The organism is Enterocloster lavalensis, assembly GCF_046603895.1.
In the GTDB taxonomy this organism is placed as follows: domain Bacteria; phylum Bacillota; class Clostridia; order Lachnospirales; family Lachnospiraceae; genus Enterocloster; species Enterocloster lavalensis.
Genome location: NZ_CP176637.1, coordinates 3,287,291 through 3,312,580 on the forward strand (window position 1 = coordinate 3,287,291; position 25,290 = coordinate 3,312,580).

Genomic DNA, 25,290 nt, shown 5'->3' on the forward strand with positions numbered 1-25,290 from the left:
AAGCAGAGGAGAGAGGAGTAAAAAACATGCCGTGTATACAGATTAAGACAAATGTGGAAGCCGCAAAAGAGACGGCGGAGCGCATCAAGGCGGGGCTGGGGCAGGCCATCGCCTTCCTTCCGGGAAAGACCGAGGAGTGGCTGATGGTGGCCATCGAGGATCACTGCCAGATGTATTTCGGCGGCGAGACAGGCCGTCCCATCGCCATCGCCGAGGTGAAAATCCTGGGAGATACCGTGGACCGGCAGGGCGCGGAGAAAATGACCGGGGAGATCACCCGGATTCTGGGAGATCATCTGGGCGTGGCGCCCAGAGACCTTTACATCAAATATGAGGCGTTACCCGATTGGGGCTGGAATGGAAAAAATTTCTAGCTCCGGGCGGATATCCATAAAATAAGCGAGGCAGCGGCCCTTTTGAGGCCGCTGCCTTATTGAATGCAATGGACTGCTGGCGTCGATTATTATTTCCTGGAAACCCTCCACTATAACACCAACCTTGTATCCTGTGGTATGATAGGAAAAACAGGAGGTGTCGGACAGATGAAAACGTACCGGACGGCCCAGGTGGCGCAGATAATCGGAATCCATCCCAATACGGTCAGGCTTTACGAGGAGCTGGGGCTGATTTCCAGGCCCGAACGCCGCGCCAACGGCTATCGCGTGTTTACGGACCTTCACATCGCCCAGTTTTGCCTGGCCCGCACCGCGCTCCGGGTGGAGGTGCTGCAAAACGGGCTGCGGGCAAACGCCGTTGAGATCGTCAAGGCGTCGGCCGCCGGGGAGTTTGACCGGGCGCTGCTTCTCACCGGCCGTTATGAAGAAACGTTAAAAAGCGAGCGGGAAAATGCCGAGGAGGCGCTGCGGATCGCCGGGGAGATTCTGTCCGGCGCTGTCCCGGAGGACGGCGGGACCATGATGACGCGGAAGGAGGCCGCGGCCTGCCTTCAGGTCACGGCCGATACCCTGAGAAACTGGGAGTTAAACGGCCTTCTCACGGTAAAGCGCAGGCAGAACGGCTACCGGGTCTACTCCGCCGGGGATATCCGGCGGCTCAGAATCATCCGCGCCTTGCGCTGCGCCAATTACTCCCTGGCGGCCATTCTCCGCATGCTGAGTGCCCTTACCTGGGACCCGGCTGCGGATATCCGTCAGGTTTTAGACACGCCAGGGGAGGACGAGGGCGTGATTTCCGTGTGCGACCGGCTGATCACCTCCCTGGACGCTGCGATCCGCAACGCGGGGGAGCTTAGAGATCAGCTGAATCATATGAAAATCCAGTTTTGACCGGCCGCGCTGCCGCTTACTGCCGCCACACGCCGCTGCCGTCCACAAAGTATCCGTCCGGGGTGTGCTGGTTGGCGTACATGGCGCCGTTGCTGTCAAAGCAGTACCATCTGCCGTTGATATAGTGCCAGCCGGTCAACATGGCCCCGCTGCCGTCAAAGTAGTACCAGCGGCCATTTATCTGCTGCCAGCCCGTCAGCATGGCCCCGCTGCCGTCCAGATAGTACCAGTTTCCATTGATGGATTGCCATCCGGTGAGCATGGCGCCGCTGGAATCCAGGAAATACCACCGGCTGCCGATGTACTGCCATCCGGTGAGCATGGCGCCGCTGGGTCCCAGGTAATACCATGAGCCGCCGATATTTTTCCACCCGGTGGCCATGGCCCCGCTGGGCTCCAGATAATACCAATTTCCGTTGATGAAACGCCATCCGGTAAGCATCACGCCGTTTGTTTCCAGATAATACCATTTCCCGCCGATTTTCTGCCATCCGGTGAGCATGTAGCCGCTGTTGTTGAAGTAGTACCATGCGCCGTCAATATTTTTCCAGCAACTCACCGGGTAGTCTCCATTGTGGTAGCGGTACCACCAGCCCCGCTGATTTTGAATCCAGCTGCCCTTGCCGTAATTTTCCGCTTCATAATTTGAAAACGTGCTCTCGTCGGAGTAGTCGGACCAGGAGCCGGCCTTGCCGTCATAACGCGCGATACCGCGGACGCGGAAGGTGTAATCGCCGCCACGGGTGATGTCGCTGCGGAAATCATAGACGGTATTGGCCGTGGTGACGGTGGTCACCAGAGTTTTGTTGCGGTAAAGGCGGACTTCGTAGTGTTTGACGCCGTCGATCTCATCCCACATGGCGTAGGAGCCGTCCCACTCCAGGGACTGGGCCTGGTCGGGCCTGCCCTCCACCCGCTTTAAGTAAACTTCCAGCCGGAGGCTGTTTCCGCCGTCCAAAACCTTGGCCTTTCGGAACTCCGCACCGCAGCCGCTGAGCTTGAAATGGCTGGAGGAAGTATAATAGAAGCGGTATCCGTCCGCCGCGTTTAAGATCACCGTCACCTCGGGGCGGTCGCCCAGGGTCCAACGGTCTGTATCATTGGCGTACTCCGCGCTCTCCACGGTGAATTCCTTGCTTGTGGTGGCCGCTGCGACGGTCCCCGGGGCCTCCCCGGCTTTGGGCGCCTGATCATATGAAAATGTGATCCGGGCATTGTCGATCCGTTCAGCCGCGGCAAAGGCCATGATTCCCGTCAGGCCGGAAAATCCCAGAGACAAAAACAGGCAGCCCAGTATGGTTTTAATAATACCTTTCATGTCGTTCCCTCCCAACATTACGTTATAGTATTATTATAGAAAACCGGGCGCCTGTGTTCAATTTCGTTTCAATTACATTATAATTACAATTTTCTTCCAGCCCTATCCGTGCATGGAAAGGATCTCAAAGAACGCTTCAATGGCCTGCATGGAAGCGCCTAAAATGGGAGCGTCGCTGCCCAGGGTGGAGAGCAGGATCTCCTGGGAGTGGGTGATGGGCAGCACGATGTCCTTCATGATCTCCGGCATCAGGTAGGGCAGGGAGTGGATCAGGTGGGAGTTTAAAATGATGATCTCACTGTTCATGAAGAAGATGATGTTGGACAGGCCCACGGCCAGGTTGTGGATGAAACGGTCCAGCACCTCCAGGGCATCCGGGTCCTGTTCCTGGACCAGATCGATAAACTGGCCGATGTCCGTTAACGGGACCTGGCGTTTGCGGTTGATCTCCTCCAAAAGGGCCTGGTCCGAGCAGTACTGCTCCCAGCAACCGTATTTTCCGCAGGAACACTGGTGGGTTTCCCGGATGTTTACCGTGTGATGGCCCACCGCGTTGGCAAAGCCCAGATACCCCCGCACCAGCTCGCCGCCGGTGATGATGCCGCAGGAGATGACGTCCGTGATGCTGAGCACGGTCATTTCCCGGTATTGGGGGTAAAGGCGGGATTCCATGGATGCGGCCAGATTTCCGTCGTTATCGATGTAGACCGGCACGTGGTAGCGCTGGTCCAGCAGGGATTTGATGTCAATGTTGTGCCAGCCCAGCTTGGGGATGAAGCGGATCACCCCGTCTAAGTCGATGATGCCGCGGACGGCCAGGCTGATGCCGATGAGCCCGTAGGGACAGGGCGGAATCTCCTTGATCATCCGGTCGATCTCCTGGTAGAGCTGGCGGTAGACGCAGGCAAAGGCCGGCTCCGTGATGGAGAAGGAGCGGCGCAGCAGGATTTCGTTATTTAAGTCCGTCAGGATCAGCTTCACGGACTGGACGCCCATGTCCACGGCGATACAGTAGCCCGCCCTGGCCGCCAGCGTCAGAATAATGGGCTTGCGGCCGCCGCTGGAGTCCCCGGTGGTGGTCTCCTCCACCAGCTTCAGGCTCATCCACTCCTTGACAATGGTGGAGACCGTGGCTTTGTTCAGCCCCGTCTCCTCAGAAATTCTGGCCCGGGAGATGTGTTTCTTGTTCAGTATATGTTTGATAATGGTCAGCCGGTTGGCGGACCGGATATCCCTTGTCTGCGAAATCTTCATGAAGAAAGACCCCCATTCTGCTTATGTTCAAAACGGCCTCTCCGCGCTCACATAAAATACTTCCGGAAACGTCCCCAGATATGCCGCTGCGCGTACAGATAGGCCCGGTCGTAGAGCCACAGGCCCGCCTGACCCGCCAGAATCACCACCGCCCACAGGAGCGGGGACGGGGAAGCGGCGAACAATAGATGCCAGAAGCCCGCTGTTACCGGCAGGAACATCAGGTTGAAGAGCGCGTACCGGAGCGCCGTAAATATCCAGGGCTTTTGCAGCCCGGACGGCCAGCCGGCCATCAGGCGGTAGAGGGCCTCAGTCCCCAGGATATACAGCCCCATGGCGGAAAATGATATCACATAAAATTTGTTGGGAGCGGTCAGAAATCCCAGCAGCACGCTGGCCAGATAAAAGGCAGCGCCGGTCCGCAGCCCGAACTCGCGGATCACGATTCCCACAAAATAGGAGGCCGCGGCCAACAGAAACAGCGTATTGGTCTCAAAAACGCTGCCCAACACCATACAGATTACGGAAAATGCCAGAAGCAGGCCGCAGAGCGCGACTCTTCTTGCCGTCACATGCATGAACAGAGATCCCCTCCCATACACTCACAGAGCGTGTCCGCCAGCCAAAGGTCGCAGCACATATTACCGGTTCCGCAGGAGGAGCCCATTCCATAGCCGCCGCCGTAGGGATTGCCCTGGTATCTGCGGCTGGTCCAGGTGAGCTGGTTTAAGAGCTGGGCGTACTGCATGTTGCCCGGTTCCATGTTAACCGCCTGCTGGGCGTGCTCCATGGCTACGATATTGTTCCCGATGGAGGCGTTTGCCACGGCGCTGGCATAGTACCACATGGAGGTCCGGTTGGGCATCCGATTCAGCAGATTGATGGCTTCCTGGTAATGCCGGCTGTTGATAAAGTTGATCACAGCCTGCATCTCCACGTCCTGGGAGTTCCCGCCGCCCGCGGAGCTGCCGCCCCCGTAGGAGTAGGAGCCGCCGCCCTGGGCGCGCTGCTTCATGATCATGTCGTAGGCTTCCTGGACCTCCTTGAATTTTTCCTCCGCCAGGTCCGCCAGCGGATTGTTCACATTGGCGTCGGGATGGTATTTCCTGCTCAAATCCCGGTAAGCCTTCTTTACCTCGTCGTCCGATGCGCTCTGGGGTACGCCCAGAACCTCATAGGGATTCTTTGTCATCATTTCCGTAATCCTCTTTCTGTTCCGTTTTCTTTAGCTGTATTTTTTGATATCGGTTCCAAACGCCGCCGTAGAGAATGTTGCGCAGAATACCCGCGTCCTCCAGGCAGGGAAGTTGTTCGAATTCCCGGCAGCAGTCCGCGATCATCATACACAGAATGGTGCGGATGTGCTCCTCAAAGTCCGGGCGGCGGCTTAAGTCCACCAGCGGATTGTACCGCCCGGCCTTCCGGTCATCCTCCAAATCCTCATAGGCGTCCATTAAATAGATAAATTTTCCAAGATAAAAGCCCATGCGCCGCAGCGCGTTCTGCCACCGGTCCCTGCGGCAGGCGAACAGCTCCGCAGTCACCCGGCCGAAGCAGCCGCTGACCAGGTCCAGATCGCGGCTGTCCTCCTGTTCCAGGCGGGACAGCTTGCGAAGCTCCCGGGCGATTATGCGGCTCTGACGGGGATATTTGCGGGCGGCACGGGCGGCGTTTCGTTTGAGCGCGGCCATTCCCAGGAGTGCCTGGGCGCTGCGCTCGTCCGCCCAGTCGTCCCTCAGGTGGAAGTAGGCCAGCAGCAGGTTCATGTCCGCGGCGTACTGGGTGATCTCATTGCGCAGCATCGGCCGCTTTTTCAGGGGATGAACCTTGCAGGGGTGGGATTCGGTCCGTCCGCCGCACTCGTAGAGGGAGGTCAAAAGAACGATGAGAAAGGTCATATCGTAGGTCAGGGTCATCTGACCGGCGGCACCGTATTCCTCCTGCAGCGTTCTGCACAGGCCGCAGTAGTAAGCCTTGTATTTGCGGAGCTCTTTAACCTTCAGCTCCGGTTCGCAAATCGTAACGTATCCAAACATAATTTCACTCCGTCGAAACCGGCCGTATCCGGCCGGCAGTATACCGCGCCTGCCCATTGCCCCCCTAAGCCTGAACAAAATAGGCTAAGTGTTCCTATTATAGCATAGGGGGCTGAGGTTTCACAAGGGATCATTTGTTGGGGGAGGCGGGCTTAGGCGCCGTTTCGCATTTTAAATAGACGAAAAGCCCGTTCTGTGGTATACTGTTTAAGATAGGCGTATTCCGATCGTTTATTTATTGGAGGAAGACTATGAAAGAGAAAGTAAAGGTACGGGGGAAATTCCGTCTGTACTTACAGTGGCCGCTGTATCTGTCGGCGCTTTTCATTATAATGGGCCTGTTCGTTGGGCTGGTTTCGGTCAAGGCGGGCATCATTGTGTCCTCGTTCACGGTAGTCTATGTTGGAATTGCGCTGTGGATCTATTTTTCCCGCAAGCGCGGCATCGCCGCGGCCATGGTGGAGTTTGCAGCCTCCTACAACCAGATGCAGCTGCAGGTGATGAACGAGATGCTGGTGGCCTACGCGGTGGCGGATGAAAACGGCCGTCTGCTGTGGATGAACCGGGAATTTGTGCGCATCATGGGGGGCGAGAAATCCGCGCCCAAGAACCTTCTGACCCTGTTTCCCGAGATCAAGCGGGAACAGCTGGCCACCGGAGGCGACGTGGTGACCCTGCACAGCTCCTACGGGGACCGAAACTACCGCATCGACCTGCACCAGGTCAGCGTCACCAGGACCGAGGAGGGCGAGGACGCGCTTCCGGCTGTCTTTGATTCGGAAGTGACCGCGGTGTACCTGCTGGACGAGACCCAGACTCTCAAGTACATGCAGCAGATCAACGACCAGAAGCTGGTGGCCGGGCTCATTTACCTGGACAACTACGACGAGGCGCTGGAGAGCGTGGAGGAAGTGCGGCGCTCCCTGCTGACCGCCCTGATCGACCGCAAGATCAACAAATATATCGCCGGTATGAACGGCATCGTGAAAAAGATGGAGAAGGACAAATATTTCTTCGCCATTAAGCAGCAGTACATTCCTAAGATTCAGGAGGACCGGTTCTCCATTCTGGAGGACGTTAAGACCGTCAACATCGGCAACGACATGGCGGTGACCCTGAGCATCGGGATCGGTATGAACGGCGACACCTACAGCCAGAACTACGAGTATGCCAGAACCTCCATCGATATGGCCCTGGGCCGCGGAGGCGACCAGGCGGTGGTGAAGGATGCGGATAAGATCCAGTATTACGGCGGCAAGGCCCAGCAGATGGAGAAAACCACCCGCGTAAAGGCCCGCGTAAAGGCCCACGCCCTTCGGGAACTGATGGAAAATAAGGACCGGCTGCTGATTATGGGACACCGGCTTTTGGATATCGACTCCTTCGGCGCGGCGGTGGGCATTTACCGCATCGCCATGGCCATGAACAAGAAGGCCAATATCGTGGTCAACGAGGTGACCTCCTCCGTGCGCCCCATGATGGAGCGATTTACGGGCGGGGGTGAATACCCGGAGGATATGTTCCTCACCGGCCCCAAGGCCGCGGAGCTGGTGGACGGCGGCACCATGCTGGTGGTGGTGGATGTGAACCGTCCCAGCATCACCGACGAGCCGTCGCTTTTAAAGCTGATCAAGACCATCGTGGTGCTGGACCATCACCGGACCAGCAGCGAGATCATCGACAACGCGGTGCTCTCCTATGTGGAGCCCTACGCGTCATCCGCCTGTGAGATGGTGGCGGAGGTATTGCAGTACATCATGGATGGGATCAAGGTACGGCCGGCAGAGGCGGACGCCATGTACGCCGGAATCGTGATTGATACCCAGAATTTTACAAACCAGACGGGCGTGCGCACCTTTGAGGCGGCCGCCTACCTGCGCAGAAGCGGCGCGGACATCACCCGCGTGCGCAAGCTGTTCCGGGAAAATATGGTGGACTACCAGGCCAAGGCCGAGGCGGTCCGGCTGGCGGAGGTCTATATGGACTCCTTCGCCATCAGCGTGTGTCCCTCCGACGGACTGGACAGCCCGACCATTATCGGCGCCCAGGCGGCCAACGAGCTTCTGGAGATCCGGGGGATCAAGGCTTCCGTGGTGCTCACGCCCTACAATGGCGTGATCTATTACAGCGCCAGGTCCATCGACGAGGTCAACGTGCAGGTGATGATGGAGAAGCTGGGCGGCGGCGGACACCGCACCATCGCCGGGGCGCAGATCCCGGACATCACCGTGGAAGAAGGCAAAGAACGCCTGAAAGCAGTGATCCGGCAGATGCTGGAGGCAGGCGAAGTATCATAAAAATTGATTGAAAGGAAGTTGAGAATTATGGATATCGTATTGTTAGAGGACGTTAAGGCACTGGGTAAAAAGGGACAGATCGTCAAGGTTAACGACGGTTACGCCCGCAATTTCATCCTGCCCAAGAAGCTGGGCGTGGAAGCCACAACCAAGAATTTAAACGACTTAAAGCTGCAGAAGGCCAACGACGCCAGACTGGCTGCTGAGCAGCTTGCGGCGGCCAGGGAGCTGGCTAAGAAGGTGGAGGCGAGCCCCGTGACCGTTTCCATCAAGGCGGGCGAGGGCGGACGGACCTTCGGTTCCGTTTCCACCAAGGAGATCGGCAAGGCCGTCAGCGACCAGCTGAAGCTGGACATCGACAAGAAAAAGATGGTTCTGACCGATCCGATCAAGACGCTGGGGACCTTCGAGGTTCCGGTTAAGCTTCACAAGGACGTGACCGCCAAGCTGACCGTTAAGGTTGTGGAGGCCTGACAGACAGGAGAGATGGAGACATGGATGAAACGCTGATGAAACGGGTGCTGCCGCACAGCATTGAAGCGGAGCAGTCGGTTATCGGCTCCATGCTGATGGACCGGGAGGCGGTGATCGCCGCCTCGGAAATCATCGTGGGAAGTGATTTTTACCAGCACCAGTACGGCGTGATGTTCGACGCCATGGTGGAGCTGTTTAACGAGGGAAAACCGGTGGACCTGGTCACACTTCAGGACCGCCTGAAGGAGAAGGACGTGCCTCCCGAGGTCAGCAGCCTGGACTTTGTCCGGGACATTGTGACTATGGTGCCCACCTCGGCCAATGTGAGAAGCTATGCCCAGATCGTCCATGAGAAAGCGGTGCTGCGCAAGCTGATCCGCACCACGGAGGAGATCGCCAACACCTGCTACGCGGGTAAGGACCCGTTGGAGGATATTCTGGCCGACACGGAGAAGCAGATCTTCAACCTGCTGCAGAGCCGCAGTACCCAGGATTTTGTGCCCATCAAGCAGGTGGCCATCAACGTGCTGGAGAAGATCGAGGAGGCGTACAAGACCCAGGGCACGGTTACCGGCGTTCCAACCGGGTTTATCGACCTGGATTACAAGCTGTCCGGCTTCCAGCCCTCGGACCTGGTACTGATAGCCGCCCGCCCTTCCATGGGAAAGACGGCCTTTGTTTTGAACGTGGTGGACCATGTGGCGGTGCGCAAGAAGCTGCCCTGTATGGTGTTCAGTCTGGAGATGTCCAAGGAGCAGCTGGTCAACCGTATGCTCTCCATGGAGTCCAACGTGGACGCTCAGAAGCTTCGGACCGGCTCCCTGACGGATTCGGATTGGGACGCGGTGGTGGAGGGCGTGGGAATCATCGGCAACGCCAAGCTGGTGATCGACGACACGCCGGGTATTTCCATTTCCGAGCTGCGCTCCAAGTGCCGGAAGATGAAGCTGGAACACGGCCTGAGCATCGTGATCATCGACTATTTACAGCTGATGAGCGGCAGCGGAAAGGGCGGCAACGACAACCGCCAGCAGGAAATCTCCGAGATTTCCCGTTCCCTAAAAGCCCTGGCCCGCGAGATGCACGCGCCGGTGGTGGCGCTGTCCCAGTTGTCCCGCGCCTGCGAGACCCGTACGGACCACCGCCCCATGCTTTCGGACCTGCGTGAGTCGGGAGCCATCGAGCAGGACGCCGACGTGGTTATGTTCCTTTACCGCGACGACTATTACAATAAAGACACCGAACACCCCAACGAGGCGGAGGTAATCATCGCCAAACAGCGTAACGGCCCCATCGGCACGGTGACGCTGATCTGGAAGCCGGAGTACACGAAGTTCGTGAACGCCACCCGGCCCCAGGGAGATGGGGCGGGAGAATAAATGTGTTAAGAATATGCCGGGAGTTCTGAAGATGAATTCAGAAATTACCGGCTTATTTTTATGATTCATTGAAAAATTGGGGGAGGAGGGCAAGGTGCACAAAAGATTATAAAATAATAAAAAAGATATTGACAATATGACGGTGGTGTTTTATATTTAAGTTGTAACTTATGGGACAAGTTACAACCAACAAGAACGGAAAATCGGAGGACTCCTAAACATGAATATCATTGAGAAGAACAACCTTGTGGACGAGGCTTACAACCAGCTGCTTCAGATGATTGCCAGCGGCGAGTGGGTGGAGGGGAGCAAGCTTCCGTCGGAAAGCCAGCTCTGCGAAACCCTGGGGGTGAGTCGGAACACGGTAAGGGTTGCACTCAGCAAGTTAAACGCCCTGGGCCTCATTGAGAGCCGCCAGGGATTCGGATACAGCGTTCGGAATTTGAATATCGGAATTTACTTAAACTCCATGCTCCCCACCATGCTGCTGCACTCCCGGGACTTGGAGAGCATCACGGAATTCAGGATCGGAGTGGAGAGCGAAGCGGCGGCGATGGCGGCTGAACGGGCCACGGCGGAGGACTTAGAGCGGATGCGGGTGGCCTGCGAGAAGGCGGAGGCCCACATGGGCGACCCGGATATGTTTGCAAAATATGATATGGAATTCCACCGGGCGGTGGCGGAGGCGTCCAAGAACCAGCTGTTTATCAAGGCGGCGGAGATGCTGGAGTCCATGTACACGGTTTGGCTCATGGGTCTGCTGCGCACCCACGGCATGGAGAAGAGCCATGTGTTCCATTACAATATTTACTGTTCCATTGCCAACAAGAAGGGGGACGACGCCAAGCGGTATATGACCGAGCACATGGAGGACGTGCTTCGGAAGGTGAGAATCGACAACGAGCGAAAGAGAAAGTTAAAGGAGAAGACAGAGCAGTAAGAAGTAAAAGGAGGGGGAAAATGGAGAAATTGCTTGAATTCAGGGGAATCGGCAAATATTTTCCAGGGGTTAAGGCATTGGATGACGTGAGCTTTGATTTATATCCGGGGGAGGTTCACGTCATCGTGGGGGAAAACGGCGCGGGCAAGTCCACACTGATGAAAGTGTTGTCCGGCGCCTACACGGCGGACGCGGGGGAGATTCTTTTGGAGGGGAAGCCCATTACACGGAATTCTCCCCGTATTTCCGAGGAACTGGGAATCCGCATGATTTACCAGGAGCTGAATCTGGTGCCGGAGCTGTCCATTGCCAGCAACGTCTTTCTGGGACATGAGCTGAAAAAGGGGTTTTTTGTGGACAAGCGGGCCCAGGAGGCCAAGGCGGACGAGCTGCTGCGGGACATGGGGATTCAGGTAGATTCCCGGACGCTGGTGAAGAATCTGGGGGTGGGGACCCAGCAGATGGTGGAGATCGCCAAGGCGCTGTCCAAGAATGCGAAGATCATCGTGTTTGACGAGCCCACCAGCTCCCTGACGGATTCGGAGATCCGCGAGCTGTTTCGGATCATCGAGCTTTTAAAGCAGCGGGGCGTGGGAATGTTCTATATCTCCCACCGGCTGGAGGAGCTTTTTGAGATCGGCTCCAGGGTCACGGTGATGCGGGACGGAAAGCATATTCTGACCGAGGACATCAAAAACATGGATATGACCCGGGTCATTGAAGGGATCGCGGGTCGCAAGATTGAAAATCTGTACCCCCACACCCGCAAGGAGGCGGGGGAGGCGCTGTTGGAGATCAGGGGCCTGTCGGGAGAACGGTTCGAGGATGTGTCCATGACGGTGCACGCGGGCGAGATTGTGGGCGTGTCCGGGCTGGTGGGGGCCGGCCGGACGGAGACCATGCGGGCCGTGTTTGGAATCGATTCCTACCGCACCGGGGAGGTGTTTGTGGATGGAAAAAAGGTTCCCAAAAACAGCCCGGAAAAGGCGGGGCGCATGGGGATGTGCCTGCTGCCTGAGGACCGGAAGGTAGAGGGGCTGGCGCTGCCGCTTAGCATCCGGGAAAACAGCGTGATTTCGTCTTTGAAGCTGCTCAATCCGGGGGGAATTGTGAAGCGGGCGCAGGAAAAGACCAAGGTTCAGGAGTACATGGACCGCCTGTCCATCGCGGCGTCCACCATGGAAAAGCTGGCGCGCTTTCTCAGCGGAGGCACCCAGCAGAAGGTGGTCATTGCCAAGTGGCTCATGTCCAAATCCCGGGTGTTCATATTTGACGAGCCGACCAGGGGAATCGACGTGGGGGCCAAAAGCAGCATCTACGAGCTGATGGACGAGCTGGTTTTGCAGGGAGCTGCCATTCTCATGGTATCTTCGGATTTGCAGGAGATACTGGGGATGAGCGATCGGATCTACGTGATGTCGGGGGGCAGCGTAGTCGGGGAGATCGATGGCAGCGAGGTGGAGCAGAGCATGGTTTTGAACCTTGCGTTCTCCAATGTTTAGGCGAGGAGGGGGATTATGAAGGGGAAAGCAAAACTTAGTTTCAAGATTTCAAATCTGCCGAATTCCACGTATGTGCTGGTTCTGTCTATCTTTATGGCATCGATTCTGGTTCCAAATTTCTTTACGCCGGGTAATATCACCACTCTTTTGACCCAGGCGTGTATTCTCATGATTCTCAGCATGGCCATGTCCATGTGTTTGATGATGGGCTGTATCGACCTGTCTCTGGGAGGTATTGTCTCCATGAGCGGCGTCGTGATGGCGCTGTGCCTGAGCAAAGGGGTGAACGCTCAGGTCTCCATTCTGGCCGGTCTCATTTGCGGAACGCTGTTCGGTTCCCTAAACGGATTTGTGGTGACGAAAATGAAGGTTCCGCCCTTTATCGCCACCTTCGGGGCTTCGGGCATCGCCCAGAGCGTGGCCAACACGCTGAGCAACAAGCGGACCATTTCCTGGGAATCCGCGCCTAACAACCGGCTGGTGGACCTGCTGGGAAGCAATGTGCTGACCGTGATCTTCGGGCCCAAGCCTTCGCAGATCCTGTCCATTTCCGTGCTTCTTCTGATCACGCTTCTGGTGATTGCCTGCGTGCTTTTGGTGTTTAAGAAGACGACTCTGGGGAGCAATATCTACGCCCTGGGCGCCAACGAGGAGACGGCGCGGCTGTCCGGCATCAACACGGTGCGCTGGAAGGTGGGAGTTTACATGCTGTCGGGATTTCTGGCCGCGGTGGCCGGGATGGTGGTGATGATCCGCACCAACAGCCTGCAGCCAACAGTGGGCGACGGGCTGGAGTTCCAGGCTGTGGTGGCGGCGGTGCTGGGCGGCAACTCCATGAAGGGGGGGAAGGGGTCTATACCGGGGGCGCTGTTCGGGGCGCTGACACTGTTTACGGTACGCAATGCCATGAGTCTTTGGGGGATCGACACTTCGGTGGTGATGGTGGTGATCGGCTGCATTCTGGTGTTCGGAATGATCCTGAATGAGGTGGTGACCAGACTGAGCGTCAAGAAAAGGCTCACGGGCAAGAAAGGAGAGAAGGCTGCGGCATGAATGATCGGTTAATGAAACAGGTGTTGGCGAAGCTGTGCGGCATGTCGACCATCATTATTATGCTGGCCGTGCTGATATTTTTCGCGGTGGTCAACGGGATGAACGGGATCAATTTTCTGGCCAGCGAGAATCTTTCCGTGATTGTGAATCAGGCCAGCTTTCTGGTGATTGTGGGAATCGGACAGGCCATCGTAATACTGACCGGGGGGATCAACCTGTCCATGGGGGCGGTGATGGCGTTCTCATCCGTACTCTGCGGGGGGATGCTGCTGAAGGAGAGCAATATATTCATCGGCGTGCCCATCGTGTTGGTTCTGCTGACCGGCGCGGCCACAGGGCTGTTAAACGGGGTAATGATCACAAAACTGAATATTCCGCCCTTTATCGCCACGTTTGCCATGATGTACACGTGCCGGGGGCTGGCGTGGGTGTATTTGCGGAACCGGGTGCTTTACCCGCTCAATGAATCGTTCCGCCAGATCGCAATGGGGAGACTGTTTAAAATCGGGGGATTTACAGTCACGGTGCCCATGCTGATCGCATTTTTGGCCCTGCTATTATTTTTTTGGCTATTACGATTTACAAATTTTGGAAGAAAGGTGTATTTTACCGGGGCGAACCCGGTGGCGGCCAAATTTTCCGGTATTCAGACGGACCGGCTGCTGATCATTGTGTACATCATCAGCTCGATGCTGGCGGCGTTTGCGGGCATGATGTATGTGGCCCGCCTGAATGCCTGCGAGCCGGGACTTGCCACCAAAACCCATTTTGAGGCGATCACGGTGTCGCTGATCGGGGGCTTCGCCATGAGCGGAGGTTATGGAAATATATGGGGTGTGGCCGGAGGCGCTGTGGTGGTGTACACCATCCAGGCCGGGATGAACAGCCTGCAGATGCCCAGCGAACTGCAGACGCTGGTGAACGGTTTTTTGATCATCATGGCGGTATTTATGAACCAGGGACTGATCAACCGCAAGATGCAGCTGGAAAATGACCTGAGCGAGGAGCTGACGGAGCAGAAGCGCAGGAAACGGGAGTCTGAATCCTGAGAAGGGGAGAAGAAAGGAGAGGGGATTGTGGGGGCAAATGTAGTGTTTATCGCAACCTATGACACAAAGGGTCTGGAGTCGGACTATATCAAAAAGCGGGTGATCGCCAACGGCGCGCTGTGCACGACCATCGACGTGGGGGTGGGAGGGGAACCCACCGCCCGGCCCGACGTGCCGCTCTCAAAGCTGTGCGAAGGCACGGAGTTTACGGTGGAGTCCATTCACCGGATGCCCAGGGGACAGGCGGTGGCCGCGGCGTCCAACCTGGTGGAGCAGTATGTGGACCGGGAGTTTAGAGCCGGACGGATCGACGCGGTGATCGGCATCGGAGGGGCGGGGGGGACCCAGATCGTGACCCAGACCATGCGGACGCTGCCGCTGGGGCTGCCGAAGCTCATGCTGAGCACCCTGGCGTCGGGTAATACCCGGTGGTATCTGGAGGACAGCGATATCGCAATTATGCCGTCCATTGCGGACGTGGCCGGGCTCAACTGCGTTACCATGATGATTTTCGACCGGTTTGCGGCGCTGGCGGCCAAGGCGGCCCAGTGGTATTCCTCAGATTTCGGAGCCCATGCCAGGCGGCTTTTGGACCGTTCGGTTCTCCGGGTGGGTCAGACCATGTACGGGACCACCACCAAGGGAGTGACCAGGGCCAGGGAGGCGCTGGAGGCCAAGGGTTATGAGACCCTGGTGTTCCACGCGTCGGGGGCCGGGGGCCGGGCTATGGAGAATCTGATCCACGACGGGGTGATCCACGGCGTGCTGGATATGACGCTGGCCGAGATCGGGGCTTATCTGGTGGGCGGACTGCACAACGCCGGGCCGAAACGGCTGGAAGCGGCGGTGGAGTGTAAAATTCCCATGGTTCTGGTGCCGGGAGCGGCGGACACCATTGTGCTGCCGCCCATGGACGAGCTGCCGGATAAGTTTAAGAATGGGCGGACCCTGAATTATCACAATCCTACCATGACCACCATGCGCACCAATGTGGAGGAGAACCGCAGAATCGGCGAGTTTATGGTGGAGAAGCTGAAGGGGGCAGGAAGTCTGGCAAAGGTGCTGATTCCCAGGGGCGGACTGTCCTCCATCGACCGGCCGGGGGAGATTTTCTACCTGCCGGAGGCCAATGAGATGCTGTTTGACACGCTGAAGCAGGGACTTGCGGGGACGGGAGTCGAGGTGATCGAGGACCAGCGGCATCTGTATGACCCGGGATTCGGGGAGTCTGCGGCGGAGCTGCTGGACGGGATGATGAAGGAGTTTTATAAAAAATAATATAAAGGTGGTAAGAGAGTATGGCGAAAAAGTATTCGAGAGAGGAACTGCTGGCGTATCTTCACGCGATCCGCGAGCGGGGCGAGATGATTGTGGTGGCCGGAGCCGGAAGCGGCCTGACCGGTAAAGCCATTGAGGCCGGCGGGGCGGACATGCTGATGGTGTTCAACTCCGGCAGGTACCGGATGAGCGGGCACGGCTCCCTAAGCGGCTGGCTGGCCTTCGGAAATGCCAACGAGGTGGCCTTTGACATGGGCGCTCACGATGTGCTTCCGGTGGTGAAGGATATTCCGGTGATCTGCTCCTGCTTTGGGCAGGATGTGACGCGGGAGATCGGAACCCATTTAAACCGGGTGATGACGGAGAATTTCAGCGGTATCAACAACTTCCCCACCATGGGCATGGTGGACGGCCAGTTCCGGGAGCAGCTGGAGCTGACCAACCTGGGCTTCCAGAAGGAAGTGGATATGGTGCGGATCGCGCGCGAGAAGGATATTTTTACGATTGTATATGTGTTCAATGAGAAGGAATCCAAAGCCATGGCGGAGGCCGGGGCTGACTGTATCATTTCCCATGTGGGTCTGACCGTCGGGGGAATGATCGGAACCACCAAGAGCCTGACCATCGAGGAGTCCGCCCAGCTGACCGGAAGAATCATGGAAGCGGGCAAGGCGGTGCGGGACGACATTATCTGGCTGGCGCACGGGGGCCCGCTGGCGACACCGAAGGATTTTGCAGCGTTCAGAACGTATCTGCCGGAGATCGATGGATTTGTGGGGGCATCCAGTATGGAGCGGATTCCGACAGAAGAGGCGATTGTGAAGACGGTGAGGGAGTTTAAAACCTTGTCCTAAGGGGTACCAGGCAAAGCCCGGTGGATTCCTTAGGACGGCCCTTGTCCTAAGGGGTACCAGGCAAAGCCTGGTGGATTCCTTAGGACGGCCCTTGTCCTAAGGGGTACCAGGCAAAGCCTGGTGGATTCCTTAGGACGGCTAGCGAATTCCAGCGGTTAGGAATGTCAGGGGTACCGGGCAAAGCCTGGTGGATTCCTTAGGACGGCCAGCGAATTCCAGCAGTTGGAATGTCAGGGGTACCAGGCAAAGCCCGGTGGATTCCTTAGGACGGCCAGCGAATTCCAGCAGTTGGAATGTCAGGGGTACCAGGCAAAGCTCAGTGGATTCCTTAGGACGTCTACCGAATTCCAGCAATCTAAACATAACCTAACCAATACAAACCAGTTTCTCATGGGGTAACAAAGCTACTATATAATAAGAAGGAGGATTATTTTATGAAAAAGATCTTAGCATGTCTATTAAGTTTCACCATCCTTGCGTCCACCTTAACCGGCTGTACAGTAGGCGCTTCCAACGCCACTGCCACCGCCGCGGAGAATCAGGCGCCCGCGGAGACCCAGGCCAGCAACGAGCCCGCCCAGGCGGCGGACCCATCGGTCAAAACCTATAACTTTGTATTTATCGTAAAGTCCATGCAGTTTTCATTCATGCTCAGTATGATCGACGGAGCCGAGGCAGCCGCAGCCCTGGTTCCCAACATCAACATCAAATGTATCGGGCCGGAGACTCCGTACAGCGTTGAGGAGCAGATTCAGCTGGTGGAGCAGGCGATCACGGACGGCGCGGACGCCATTTTAATCACACCGGCAGACTCCACAGGTATTGTGCCTGCCATCGAGAAGGCCAACGCCGCGGGCATTCCCATCGCCACTCCCAACACCAAGGCTTACGGCGGGGATGTGCTGACCTGGATCGGCGTTGACAACTACACGGTTGGTTACGAGCTGGGAACCGCCCTGTGCGAAGCTCTGGAAGGAACTGGAAAAGTTGTTCTCATCGAGGGGACCGCGGGCAACTCCACCTCCACGGAGCGCGTGGACGGATATCTGGACGCGTTTAAGAATTATCCCGGAATCGAGCTTCTGGACTCTCAGCCCGCGGACTTCAACCGCGAGAAGGGCATGACCGTAATGGAGAACTTCCTGCAGCGCTATCCCGAGATCGACGGCGTCGGCTCCATCAACAAGGATATGACCATGGGCGCCATCGAGGCATGTAAGGCCGTGGGACGCGACAAGGAAATGGTTCAGGTTACATTTGACGTGGACAACGACTGTCTGGACGCCATCGACGCGGGCGATATCCTGATCACCGGAGCCCAGGAGGAAAAGAGCCAGATCGCCAACGCCATCTACGCCTGCCTGCTGGCCTGTAACGGCTATAAGGTTGCGCCGGAACAGTACATTCCCATGACCCTTGTGACCAAGGACAATACGAGCACATACCGTTAATGGAATTTCTGTCTGACGATCAGTGCAATCAGCGGGGACACGACCCGGGGCGTAACCTACCATTACGCCCCGCTCCCCGTTTTTCAGGAGAGGAGAACACATGTATCTGGAATTTCTTGAAGTTAAAAACGCTTACATCAAGGCATCCCGGCGCGCCTTCGCCTGCGGCCTGGCCGCGGCATCCGGGGGGAACATCAGCGCGCGCATTCCCGGAAGCGGCTATATGCTGATCAAGCCTTCGGGCATCACTCTGGGGGACGCGGATGAGGACAATCTGCTGATCACGGATTTGGAAGGAACTGTAATTGAGGGCGTGAGAAAGCCCACCAAGGAGACCATTTTGCACGGAGGAATCTACCGGAAAATGCCGGAAGTGGGCGGGATTGTCCACGCGCATCCCCTGTATTCCCTGATGTGCGCCAACTGCTTCGACCTGCTTCCCCTGGTCACAAAACAGATGAAGCAGATCACGGACAGCCCGGTTCCCATCTGCAAGCTGAAGAGCCTGACCGTGGAGCAGGAGGGCATGGAGGAGATATACCGAAGCCTGGAGCAGATAAACCGTCCCTGCGGCTTTCTGTTGGAAGAACACGGGGTGGTGGCATTTGCCAAAAATGTAATCGAGGCCGAATACATAGCGGAGCTGATCGAGGAAAATGCCAGGGTATACTGGAACATGAAGCTGATGGAACGCGGCGGGGTAAACTGAGCGACGGAAACGGGTGGGAGTGAGTCATATGAAGAAAAAGAAAATCTGGCTGGCCGCTGCGGCCATAGCGGCGGTCTGCTGCCTGGTCCTCCTGTTTGTGAAGGGAGGGGATAAGGGGTACAGCGGGTCCTACCGGGCGGTGAACCCGCCGGTTGAGACCGGAGAGACCGTGATCGAGCGGGTCAGCTTTGAGGGGAAACAGCTGGTGATGGAGTCCGGAGACTTGAAGCAGTCGGTGGATTACGCCATCGCCGACGGGCGTCTGGTGTTGAAAACAGAGTTCGGAGAGTTCTCATTTCCCTTTGAGAAAACGGAGGCGGGAATTCGAATTGATGGAATTGAATATATAAAAGATTAGGCATAATATCCATTCTCAACGCATACATTAGTAGTAAGGCAGGAGCTGCCTGTTAAGATGTGAAGGAGAGAATGGCTATGGATGAAGTACATTATCTGATATCGGATGCGTCCAAAAAGGTTGATGTGGAGGCCCATGTATTAAGGTACTGGGAAGACGAACTGGAACTTGATATTCCACGGAACGAGATGGGGCACCGGTATTACACGGACCTACATATCCGTCTGTTTAAGCAGGTGAAAAACCTGAAAGAAAAAGGGTATCAGCTGAAGGCGATCAAGCACGCTCTGAATCAGGTACTGAAAAACGACGGACAGGGGGCAAAGCTGACCGATGAGATTCTGGAGCGGGACATGAACGCGGCTCTTCTGGAGTTCAAGGAGGAGACGGCCGAGGGCGGGACAAGCCTGGCTCAGGTGAAGGGCGCGGCCGCGATGCCGGTGCTCTCCAATGAGGAGAAGATGGAGCAGTTCCAGCAGATCATGAACCTGATTATCGGACGAGCCTTGGAAGTGAACAATGAGAAGCTCAGTCAGGACGTGAGTTATCTTGTCAACGAGAAGCTGAGAGGGGAGTTGGAATATCTGCTCAGAGTGTCGGACGAGAAGGACGAGGAGCGGTTCAGGCAGCTGGACGAGACCATCCGCGCTTACCAGAAGGACGGAAGGGAAGAGGCCGCCGCCGCAAAGGTGCCGTTTTTCAAGCGGAAACGGTTTGGAAGAGGCGCAAAGAAATTGAAGGGGGAGCGGTAAAAAGGTACGCGCAACGGGCAGGGCGCGGCGAAACGGGCAGGTGGGACTGCTTTGCAGAGCGCAGGGACTGACGCCCGGAAAACACAAAATCGTGGGCAACGGCTCATTTCGCGGGAAGATTCAGCAATTTTTCCGCCCGGGCCTCCTGAAACCGTGTCTTGGTGAATACGGCTTCTGCCAGGATTTTGCGCTTTCCGGACGCGGGTCCCTGCGGTCCGCAAAGCAATGTTTTGCCTGCCCCTTTTGCCGCGCCCTGTCTCTTTGCCCGCGGTTTGGCCGCGAGGAACAAAAAAGCAACGACCTGAGCGGGCGGGGCTTTTTTTGATGCCTTTCTGCAGAGGTTCTTAAGAAAGTTTTTATCGCTATTCAGATCGAAATATGTTAGAATAAGAATGATTTAGCGCTTAAAAATACGACTGATACAGAAGGGTACATAAGAAACTATGAATCAGAGATACATGAAATATACGGTTCTGGCGGCAGTTTGCGCCGGAGCTTTATGGCTGGGGGGCTGCAAGGCGGCCCCGGCCGGAGCGGAAAAAGCGGAGGCGACGCCCAGCGAAGCGCGGGTGATCCAGGTGGTCCCGGAGACCATCGCGCCCCTTGGACTTGGCGGGCAGGTGCTGCCGTATCTGGCGGATGTGGACCTGGGGGACGCGGAGCCCATTCCGGATTATCTGCGGATCGGCGTGCGGCACGCCATTGTGGCCAAGCTGCAGGCCCGCTTGATGGAATTGGGCTTCATGGACAACGATGAGCCGACGGATTATTACGGCGAGATGACCGTGCAGGCGGTGAAGCATTTCCAGCGGCAGAATGAGCTGGCGCAGGACGGAATTGTGGGAAACAGCACCTGGGACGCGATCATGTCCCCGGACGCCAAGTATTACGCGGTGTCCAAGGGAACCCAGGGCGACGATATTCAGAGAATCCAGCAGCGTTTGTACGAGCTGGGATATCTGGCGACAGCGGATCTGGTGACCGGAAACTTCGGCGACTCCACCGAGGCAGCGGTTTTAAAGCTTCAGGAAGTAAACGGACTCAACATGGACGGTAAGGTGGGGCAGAAGACCATCAACCTGCTGTACAGCGATGAGATCAAGCCCAATTTCCTGTCCTACGGCGAGAAGAGCGATGTGGTTCTGGCCTGCCAGCAGCGCCTGAAGGAGCTGGGGTATTTGACCACGGAGCCCGACGGCACTTACGGTGAGGATACGGCGATCGCCATCAAACAGTTCCAGGCCAGAAACGACCAGATCGTGGACGGCTATTTGGGACCGTCCACCCGGATGGCCTTAGACAGCCCCAGCGCCCGGTCCAACGGCCTGATGCTGGGCGAGCGCGGCGACGCGGTCAAGCGCATGCAGCAGCTTTTGAGCAAGCACGGCTACCTGTACTCCGGAAATGTCACCGGCTACTACGGCGAGGCCACTCAGACAGCTGTAAAGAATTTCCAGTCCCGCAACGGACTGTCGGTGGACGGATTGGTGGGCGTGCAGACCCTGGCCAAGCTCTCCAGCGACAACGTGAGACGGCCGGCGGCCGGAACCGGCAACGCGGGCGCCAACACCGGAGGGAATACCGGCGGACACACCGGCGGGAACACGGGTGGAAATACCGGTGGGAACACCGGAGGGAATACCGGCGGCGGAACCTATAAGCCGCCGTCCGGAGGAGCGCCGGCCAGCGGCGGAGCGTCCTCTCTGATCTCGGTGGCCAGCTCCAAGCTGGGCAGCCCCTACGTGTGGGGAGCCAAGGGACCGAACGCCTTCGACTGCTCCGGGTTCGTGTACTGGTGCCTGAATCAGGTTGGCGTCAACCAGAGCTACATGACGTCCTCGGGCTGGAGAAATGCGGGACGTTACACAAAGATTACCAATTTCAACGACATTCAGGCCGGTGATATCGTGGTCGTGAACGGCCATGTGGGAATTGCGGCCGGCGGCGGAACTGTGATCGACGCTTCCTCCAGTAACGGACGCGTTGTGCACAGGGGACTGACCCAGTGGTGGGCAAACAACTTTATCTGTGCCTGGAGAATTTTCTAAACGCACAGTTTACAGCGGACGGCGCGTTTCGTTCGAACGAAGAGGAGGGACAGCAATGCAGACGATTCTGGTTTGTGATGATGATAAACAGATTGTGGAGGCCATTGATATTTATCTGACCGGAGAAGGCTTTGAGGTGATCAAGGCTTACGACGGGTACGAGGTTTTGGAGTACCTGGAGAGCCATGACGCGGACCTTCTGATTATCGACGTGATGATGCCGGGGCTGGACGGAATCCGCACCACGCTCAAGGTGCGGGAGAACAGCAGTATACCCATCATCATCCTCTCGGCCAAGTCCGAGGATACGGACAAGATTCTGGGGCTCAACATCGGCGCGGACGACTATATCACCAAGCCCTTCAATCCCCTGGAGCTGGTGGCGCGGGTGAAGTCCCAGCTGCGGCGCTACACCCAGCTTGGGAACTTAAACCAGCAGCCCGACGGCCAGGTTTACAAGTGCGGCGGCCTTCAGATCAACGACGACAACAAGGAAGTGACGGTGGACGGGGACCCCATCAAGCTGACGCCCATCGAATACAATATTCTGCTGCTGTTGGTGAAGAACGCGGGCAAGGTGTTCTCCATCGATGAGATTTACGAGCAGATCTGGAACGAGGAGGCCATCGGAGCGGACAACACGGTGGCGGTGCACATCCGCCATATCCGCGAGAAAATCGAGATCAATCCCAGGGAACCCAAATACCTGAAGGTGGTGTGGGGCGTGGGTTACAAGATCGAGAAACAGTAGGTGGCCTATGGCGGAAGAACGGAATCGCTACCAGCGAAAGAAAATATTTTTAACCGTGATGCATGTGCTGTTTCTGGTCGTCACTGCGGCCGGCATCAGCGCCATGTACCTCAACTCGGACTACGGCAAGGGGATCAGCTGGGTTTACGATGAGGTGTATGAGGACTCCCCCCAGTTTTCAACCCGTCTGGAGCAGGACATTGAGAAGATATTCAGCTATGTCGGCTACCGGGATGTGTTTGAGACAGATGGAAAGCTGGATATGGAGCGGACTATTGTGGGTATCAGCGACGGCCCCGGGCTCAGCGAGGAGCTGACCCTGGACCAGCTGGTCCGCTACGCCAAGACCCGGGGATATTACCTGGATGAGAATTTCACCGTCCAGGGCGTGCCAACCTCCATGGACGATGACGACGATGAGATCACCGTGGACTGGCAGTCCTACAACCCCAACTTCATGGACCGGGAGCTGGAGGAGAACCGGATGACCCGGGAGGACCTGGCCCTGGACGTGCTGGATCACCTGGGCGACTATTATTCCATTTACTACAATTATATTGAGAACAAGACCAACATGCATTTCCGCATCGCCTACCACAGCGATGACGGAAAGGACCAGATTTACACCAACGCGCCGGAACTGTCGGTGGAGGAGATGAAGGCCTCGGGCCGCTATCTCTACATCCCCGGAAATACCATCCGCATGGAGAGCAATCTGGCCGACGTGCCGGTAAACGTGGCTCCCTATCTGGAAATGTGGAACCCCTTCGGCAACAACAAGTATTACCTGATCGTGTCCGTAGACACGTCCTATCCCAATGACGACACCTATGCCAGACAGGCGGCGCAGTACAACAGCGCCAGAGATAACTTTATCGTGGGTATGGCCGGTGTGGTGGTGGGAATGGTGGGCTGCCTGGCTACGATTCTGCTGCTCATGATGATGTCCGGCCACACCTTTGCCGGAAGCGAGGATATCCGCCTGTACCCGTCGGACGAGACGTTCACGGAGGTGGGGCTGGCCATGTGGGTGATCTGCGTGTTCGCCTGCCTGTATCTGGGGAAACTTGTGGGCAACCGGCTGATCAGCCTGTTTTTTAAGGAGGATCAGTGGGGGTACTGGATTAAGCTGATGCGCATTCTGGTGATCTATGCGGGCAGCATGATCTGCTTCTTCGGAATGATCCGGCGGTATAAAGCCAGAACCCTGTGGAGCAACAGCCTAACCAAGAGCGTGATCGATCACACCCAGGATTACCGGAATCGGGCCGCTTTTGCCTTCGGCATGGGAATCGGCTTCGCCATGGTGCTGTTTTTGAACTGCATGATGATCTGGAGCATGTTCAGCATGTTCCTGATCGAAGAGAAGACAATCAAGCAGAAGATGATTTTTTACGCCATTGCGGTGTTTTTCGCGCTCTTCAACCTGTTAATTTTCCATCTCATGTTCTCCAAGGCGCTGCAGATGGACCAGCTGGACGGCGCGATCCGCAGCATTTCCCAGGGAAATACCAGTCTGCAGATGAACCTGGAACGGCTGAACGGCAAAGAGCGGATTATGGGCGAGCACATCAACAACATCAGCATCGGCCTGGACGCGGCCCTGCAGGAGAAGGTGAAGAGCGAGCGCCTGAAGGCGGATCTGATCACCAACGTGTCCCACGATATCAAGACGCCGCTGACCTCCATTATCAACTATGTGGACCTGCTCAAGCGCGAACACATTCAGGATCCCAAGATTCAGGGATATCTGGAGGTGCTGGAACAGAAATCCCAGCGTTTAAAGACCCTGACCGAGGACCTGGTGGAGGCCTCCAAGGCCAGCTCCGGCAATCTGAAGCTGGAGATCGCGGACATCGATCTGGTGGAGCTGGTCCAGCAGACCGGTGGAGAGTTTGCGGAGAAGTTTGAGCGCCGCCATCTGGAGGTGGTGAGCCATCTGCCCAATGAGCCGCTTTTGATCCGGGCGGACGGACGGCGCATGTGGCGGATTTTGGAAAATCTTTACAATAACGCCTTCAAGTACGCGATGGAGCGGAGCCGGATTTATGTGGATGTGTTTCAGCAGAACGGGAGGGCAGTCTTTACAATTAAAAATGTTTCAGAGAGCCCTCTGAACATTTCTCCGGATGAGCTGACCGAGCGCTTTGTGCGCGGCGATGTGTCCAGAACCACGGAGGGAAGCGGCCTGGGCCTGTCCATTGCCAAGAGTCTGACCCAGCTTCAGGGCGGGGAGTTCGATATTGTGATTGACGGGGATCTGTTCAAGGCCGTGGTGTCCTTCCCTGTGAAGTGGACCACCATAGAGGATTGTCTGGACAAGCTGGGTGAGCCTGGGACAGAGCTGGGGACAGCCGATGAGGTTTACAAGGATAAAATGATAGAAACGGAGGATTCCGGCGGCAACATAGCGAAATCCGGTACGGATAACTGGACACAGTGAGAGAAAAAGCCCCGCAGGCCGTTCCATTGGGAACGGACCGCGGGGCTTTTTATAACCG

The 25,290-nt window shown here is 56.8% G+C and carries 23 protein-coding genes; 18 read left to right on the top strand and 5 right to left on the bottom strand.

The features are described from left to right. The first annotated feature begins 26 nt into the window (after positions 1-26). Positions 27-374, top strand: a complete 348-nt coding sequence (locus ACK2JC_RS14685; protein WP_092362682.1) for a phenylpyruvate tautomerase MIF-related protein — start codon at positions 27-29, stop codon at positions 372-374. 168 nt (positions 375-542) lie between these two features. After that, entirely contained in the window at positions 543-1,286 is a 744-nt protein-coding gene (locus ACK2JC_RS14690) for a MerR family transcriptional regulator (protein WP_207666180.1), read from the top strand. Between the two features lie 16 nt (positions 1,287-1,302). Here the strand turns inward: ACK2JC_RS14690 and ACK2JC_RS14695 are convergent, their stop codons facing one another. From ACK2JC_RS14695 to ACK2JC_RS14715, 5 genes are all read right to left on the bottom strand, one after another. Beyond that, positions 1,303-2,604 carry an N-acetylmuramoyl-L-alanine amidase family protein gene (locus ACK2JC_RS14695; protein WP_320937422.1) on the bottom strand — a complete coding sequence of 434 codons (1,302 nt, stop codon included), beginning with the start codon at positions 2,602-2,604 and terminating at the stop codon, positions 1,303-1,305. Between the two features lie 102 nt (positions 2,605-2,706). Continuing rightward, the gene (locus ACK2JC_RS14700; protein ID WP_107435878.1) at positions 2,707-3,858 is read right to left on the bottom strand and encodes an ROK family transcriptional regulator; all 1,152 of its coding nucleotides are present in this window, start codon (positions 3,856-3,858) and stop codon (positions 2,707-2,709) included. A gap of 47 nt (positions 3,859-3,905) precedes the next feature. Then, positions 3,906-4,436 (bottom strand): hypothetical protein, encoded by a 531-nt coding sequence (locus ACK2JC_RS14705; protein ID WP_320937421.1) that lies wholly within the window; start codon positions 4,434-4,436, stop codon positions 3,906-3,908. After that, positions 4,427-5,050 carry a DnaJ domain-containing protein gene (locus ACK2JC_RS14710; protein ID WP_107435889.1) on the bottom strand — a complete coding sequence of 208 codons (624 nt, stop codon included), beginning with the start codon at positions 5,048-5,050 and terminating at the stop codon, positions 4,427-4,429. Before ACK2JC_RS14710 ends, ACK2JC_RS14705 begins: the two co-directional genes overlap by 10 nt. After that, a complete protein-coding gene (locus ACK2JC_RS14715; protein WP_320937420.1) occupies positions 5,031-5,894 on the bottom strand; it encodes a DUF5685 family protein in 864 nt (287 codons plus the stop codon). The genes ACK2JC_RS14710 and ACK2JC_RS14715 overlap by 20 nt, the downstream gene beginning before the upstream one ends. A 251-nt stretch (positions 5,895-6,145) precedes the next feature. Between ACK2JC_RS14715 and ACK2JC_RS14720 the strand changes: the two genes are divergently transcribed. The 16 genes from ACK2JC_RS14720 (at position 6,146) to ACK2JC_RS14795 (ending at position 25,232) form a co-directional block, all read left to right on the top strand. Beyond that, positions 6,146-8,191, top strand: coding sequence for a DHH family phosphoesterase (locus ACK2JC_RS14720; RefSeq protein WP_092368957.1), 2,046 nt, complete (start codon positions 6,146-6,148; stop codon positions 8,189-8,191). 27 nt (positions 8,192-8,218) lie between these two features. Next, a complete protein-coding gene (rplI, locus tag ACK2JC_RS14725) occupies positions 8,219-8,665 on the top strand; it encodes a 50S ribosomal protein L9 (protein ID WP_118754320.1) in 447 nt (148 codons plus the stop codon). 20 nt (positions 8,666-8,685) lie between these two features. After that, on the top strand, positions 8,686-10,044 hold the full coding sequence (dnaB, locus tag ACK2JC_RS14730) for a replicative DNA helicase (RefSeq protein WP_007706814.1): 1,359 nt from the start codon (positions 8,686-8,688) through the stop codon (positions 10,042-10,044). Between the two features lie 220 nt (positions 10,045-10,264). Further along, positions 10,265-10,984: a FadR/GntR family transcriptional regulator gene (locus tag ACK2JC_RS14735; protein WP_092368949.1), complete on the top strand. Its 720-nt coding sequence runs from the start codon at positions 10,265-10,267 to the stop codon at positions 10,982-10,984. A 20-nt stretch (positions 10,985-11,004) separates the two neighbouring features. Continuing rightward, positions 11,005-12,486, top strand: coding sequence for a sugar ABC transporter ATP-binding protein (locus tag ACK2JC_RS14740; RefSeq protein ID WP_092368946.1), 1,482 nt, complete (start codon positions 11,005-11,007; stop codon positions 12,484-12,486). A 15-nt stretch (positions 12,487-12,501) separates the two neighbouring features. Then, positions 12,502-13,539: an ABC transporter permease gene (locus tag ACK2JC_RS14745; RefSeq protein WP_242956461.1), complete on the top strand. Its 1,038-nt coding sequence runs from the start codon at positions 12,502-12,504 to the stop codon at positions 13,537-13,539. After that, positions 13,536-14,588, top strand: coding sequence for an ABC transporter permease (locus ACK2JC_RS14750; protein ID WP_227167230.1), 1,053 nt, complete (start codon positions 13,536-13,538; stop codon positions 14,586-14,588). The genes ACK2JC_RS14745 and ACK2JC_RS14750 overlap by 4 nt, the downstream gene beginning before the upstream one ends. A gap of 27 nt (positions 14,589-14,615) precedes the next feature. Then, complete coding sequence (locus ACK2JC_RS14755) at positions 14,616-15,866, top strand: Tm-1-like ATP-binding domain-containing protein (RefSeq protein ID WP_166461067.1); 1,251 nt, start codon at positions 14,616-14,618, stop codon at positions 15,864-15,866. 20 nt (positions 15,867-15,886) lie between these two features. Next, complete coding sequence (locus tag ACK2JC_RS14760) at positions 15,887-16,720, top strand: phosphoenolpyruvate hydrolase family protein (RefSeq protein WP_092368937.1); 834 nt, start codon at positions 15,887-15,889, stop codon at positions 16,718-16,720. Between the two features lie 434 nt (positions 16,721-17,154). Next, entirely contained in the window at positions 17,155-18,171 is a 1,017-nt protein-coding gene (locus tag ACK2JC_RS14765) for a sugar ABC transporter substrate-binding protein (protein WP_320937560.1), read from the top strand. Positions 18,172-18,271: 100 nt separating this feature from the next. Then, the gene (locus ACK2JC_RS14770) at positions 18,272-18,880 is read left to right on the top strand and encodes a class II aldolase/adducin family protein (RefSeq protein WP_320937559.1); all 609 of its coding nucleotides are present in this window, start codon (positions 18,272-18,274) and stop codon (positions 18,878-18,880) included. Positions 18,881-18,908: 28 nt separating this feature from the next. Continuing rightward, a complete protein-coding gene (locus ACK2JC_RS14775) occupies positions 18,909-19,238 on the top strand; it encodes a hypothetical protein (RefSeq protein WP_368272356.1) in 330 nt (109 codons plus the stop codon). 77 nt (positions 19,239-19,315) lie between these two features. Continuing rightward, the gene (locus ACK2JC_RS14780) at positions 19,316-19,990 is read left to right on the top strand and encodes a MerR family transcriptional regulator (protein WP_092368926.1); all 675 of its coding nucleotides are present in this window, start codon (positions 19,316-19,318) and stop codon (positions 19,988-19,990) included. A gap of 443 nt (positions 19,991-20,433) precedes the next feature. After that, positions 20,434-22,038, top strand: coding sequence for a peptidoglycan-binding protein (locus tag ACK2JC_RS14785; RefSeq protein WP_309472144.1), 1,605 nt, complete (start codon positions 20,434-20,436; stop codon positions 22,036-22,038). A 55-nt stretch (positions 22,039-22,093) separates the two neighbouring features. Then, positions 22,094-22,789, top strand: coding sequence for a response regulator transcription factor (locus ACK2JC_RS14790; protein WP_007706850.1), 696 nt, complete (start codon positions 22,094-22,096; stop codon positions 22,787-22,789). A 7-nt stretch (positions 22,790-22,796) separates the two neighbouring features. After that, positions 22,797-25,232 carry a HAMP domain-containing sensor histidine kinase gene (locus tag ACK2JC_RS14795; protein ID WP_320937556.1) on the top strand — a complete coding sequence of 812 codons (2,436 nt, stop codon included), beginning with the start codon at positions 22,797-22,799 and terminating at the stop codon, positions 25,230-25,232. The last annotated feature ends 58 nt before the right edge of the window (positions 25,233-25,290 follow it).

Excerpts from the sequence above, each read along its gene's own strand:
- ACK2JC_RS14715 (WP_320937420.1), bottom strand. The coding sequence starts at position 5,894 with ATGTTTGGATACGTTACGATTTGCGAACCGGAGCTGAAGGTTAAAGAG.
- ACK2JC_RS14705 (WP_320937421.1), bottom strand. The coding sequence starts at position 4,436 with ATGCATGTGACGGCAAGAAGAGTCGCGCTCTGCGGCCTGCTTCTGGCA.
- ACK2JC_RS14685 (WP_092362682.1), top strand. The coding sequence starts at position 27 with ATGCCGTGTATACAGATTAAGACAAATGTGGAAGCCGCAAAAGAGACG.
- ACK2JC_RS14700 (WP_107435878.1), bottom strand. The coding sequence starts at position 3,858 with ATGAAGATTTCGCAGACAAGGGATATCCGGTCCGCCAACCGGCTGACC.
- ACK2JC_RS14765 (WP_320937560.1), top strand. The coding sequence starts at position 17,155 with ATGAAAAAGATCTTAGCATGTCTATTAAGTTTCACCATCCTTGCGTCC.
- ACK2JC_RS14795 (WP_320937556.1), top strand. The coding sequence starts at position 22,797 with ATGGCGGAAGAACGGAATCGCTACCAGCGAAAGAAAATATTTTTAACC.
- ACK2JC_RS14760 (WP_092368937.1), top strand. The coding sequence starts at position 15,887 with ATGGCGAAAAAGTATTCGAGAGAGGAACTGCTGGCGTATCTTCACGCG.
- ACK2JC_RS14690 (WP_207666180.1), top strand. The coding sequence starts at position 543 with ATGAAAACGTACCGGACGGCCCAGGTGGCGCAGATAATCGGAATCCAT.
- ACK2JC_RS14745 (WP_242956461.1), top strand. The coding sequence starts at position 12,502 with ATGAAGGGGAAAGCAAAACTTAGTTTCAAGATTTCAAATCTGCCGAAT.
- ACK2JC_RS14790 (WP_007706850.1), top strand. The coding sequence starts at position 22,094 with ATGCAGACGATTCTGGTTTGTGATGATGATAAACAGATTGTGGAGGCC.
- ACK2JC_RS14785 (WP_309472144.1), top strand. The coding sequence starts at position 20,434 with ATGAATCAGAGATACATGAAATATACGGTTCTGGCGGCAGTTTGCGCC.
- ACK2JC_RS14740 (WP_092368946.1), top strand. The coding sequence starts at position 11,005 with ATGGAGAAATTGCTTGAATTCAGGGGAATCGGCAAATATTTTCCAGGG.
- dnaB (WP_007706814.1), top strand. The coding sequence starts at position 8,686 with ATGGATGAAACGCTGATGAAACGGGTGCTGCCGCACAGCATTGAAGCG.
- ACK2JC_RS14720 (WP_092368957.1), top strand. The coding sequence starts at position 6,146 with ATGAAAGAGAAAGTAAAGGTACGGGGGAAATTCCGTCTGTACTTACAG.
- ACK2JC_RS14775 (WP_368272356.1), top strand. The coding sequence starts at position 18,909 with ATGAAGAAAAAGAAAATCTGGCTGGCCGCTGCGGCCATAGCGGCGGTC.
- ACK2JC_RS14695 (WP_320937422.1), bottom strand. The coding sequence starts at position 2,604 with ATGAAAGGTATTATTAAAACCATACTGGGCTGCCTGTTTTTGTCTCTG.
- ACK2JC_RS14710 (WP_107435889.1), bottom strand. The coding sequence starts at position 5,050 with ATGACAAAGAATCCCTATGAGGTTCTGGGCGTACCCCAGAGCGCATCG.
- ACK2JC_RS14780 (WP_092368926.1), top strand. The coding sequence starts at position 19,316 with ATGGATGAAGTACATTATCTGATATCGGATGCGTCCAAAAAGGTTGAT.
- ACK2JC_RS14770 (WP_320937559.1), top strand. The coding sequence starts at position 18,272 with ATGTATCTGGAATTTCTTGAAGTTAAAAACGCTTACATCAAGGCATCC.
- ACK2JC_RS14750 (WP_227167230.1), top strand. The coding sequence starts at position 13,536 with ATGAATGATCGGTTAATGAAACAGGTGTTGGCGAAGCTGTGCGGCATG.
- rplI (WP_118754320.1), top strand. The coding sequence starts at position 8,219 with ATGGATATCGTATTGTTAGAGGACGTTAAGGCACTGGGTAAAAAGGGA.
- ACK2JC_RS14735 (WP_092368949.1), top strand. The coding sequence starts at position 10,265 with ATGAATATCATTGAGAAGAACAACCTTGTGGACGAGGCTTACAACCAG.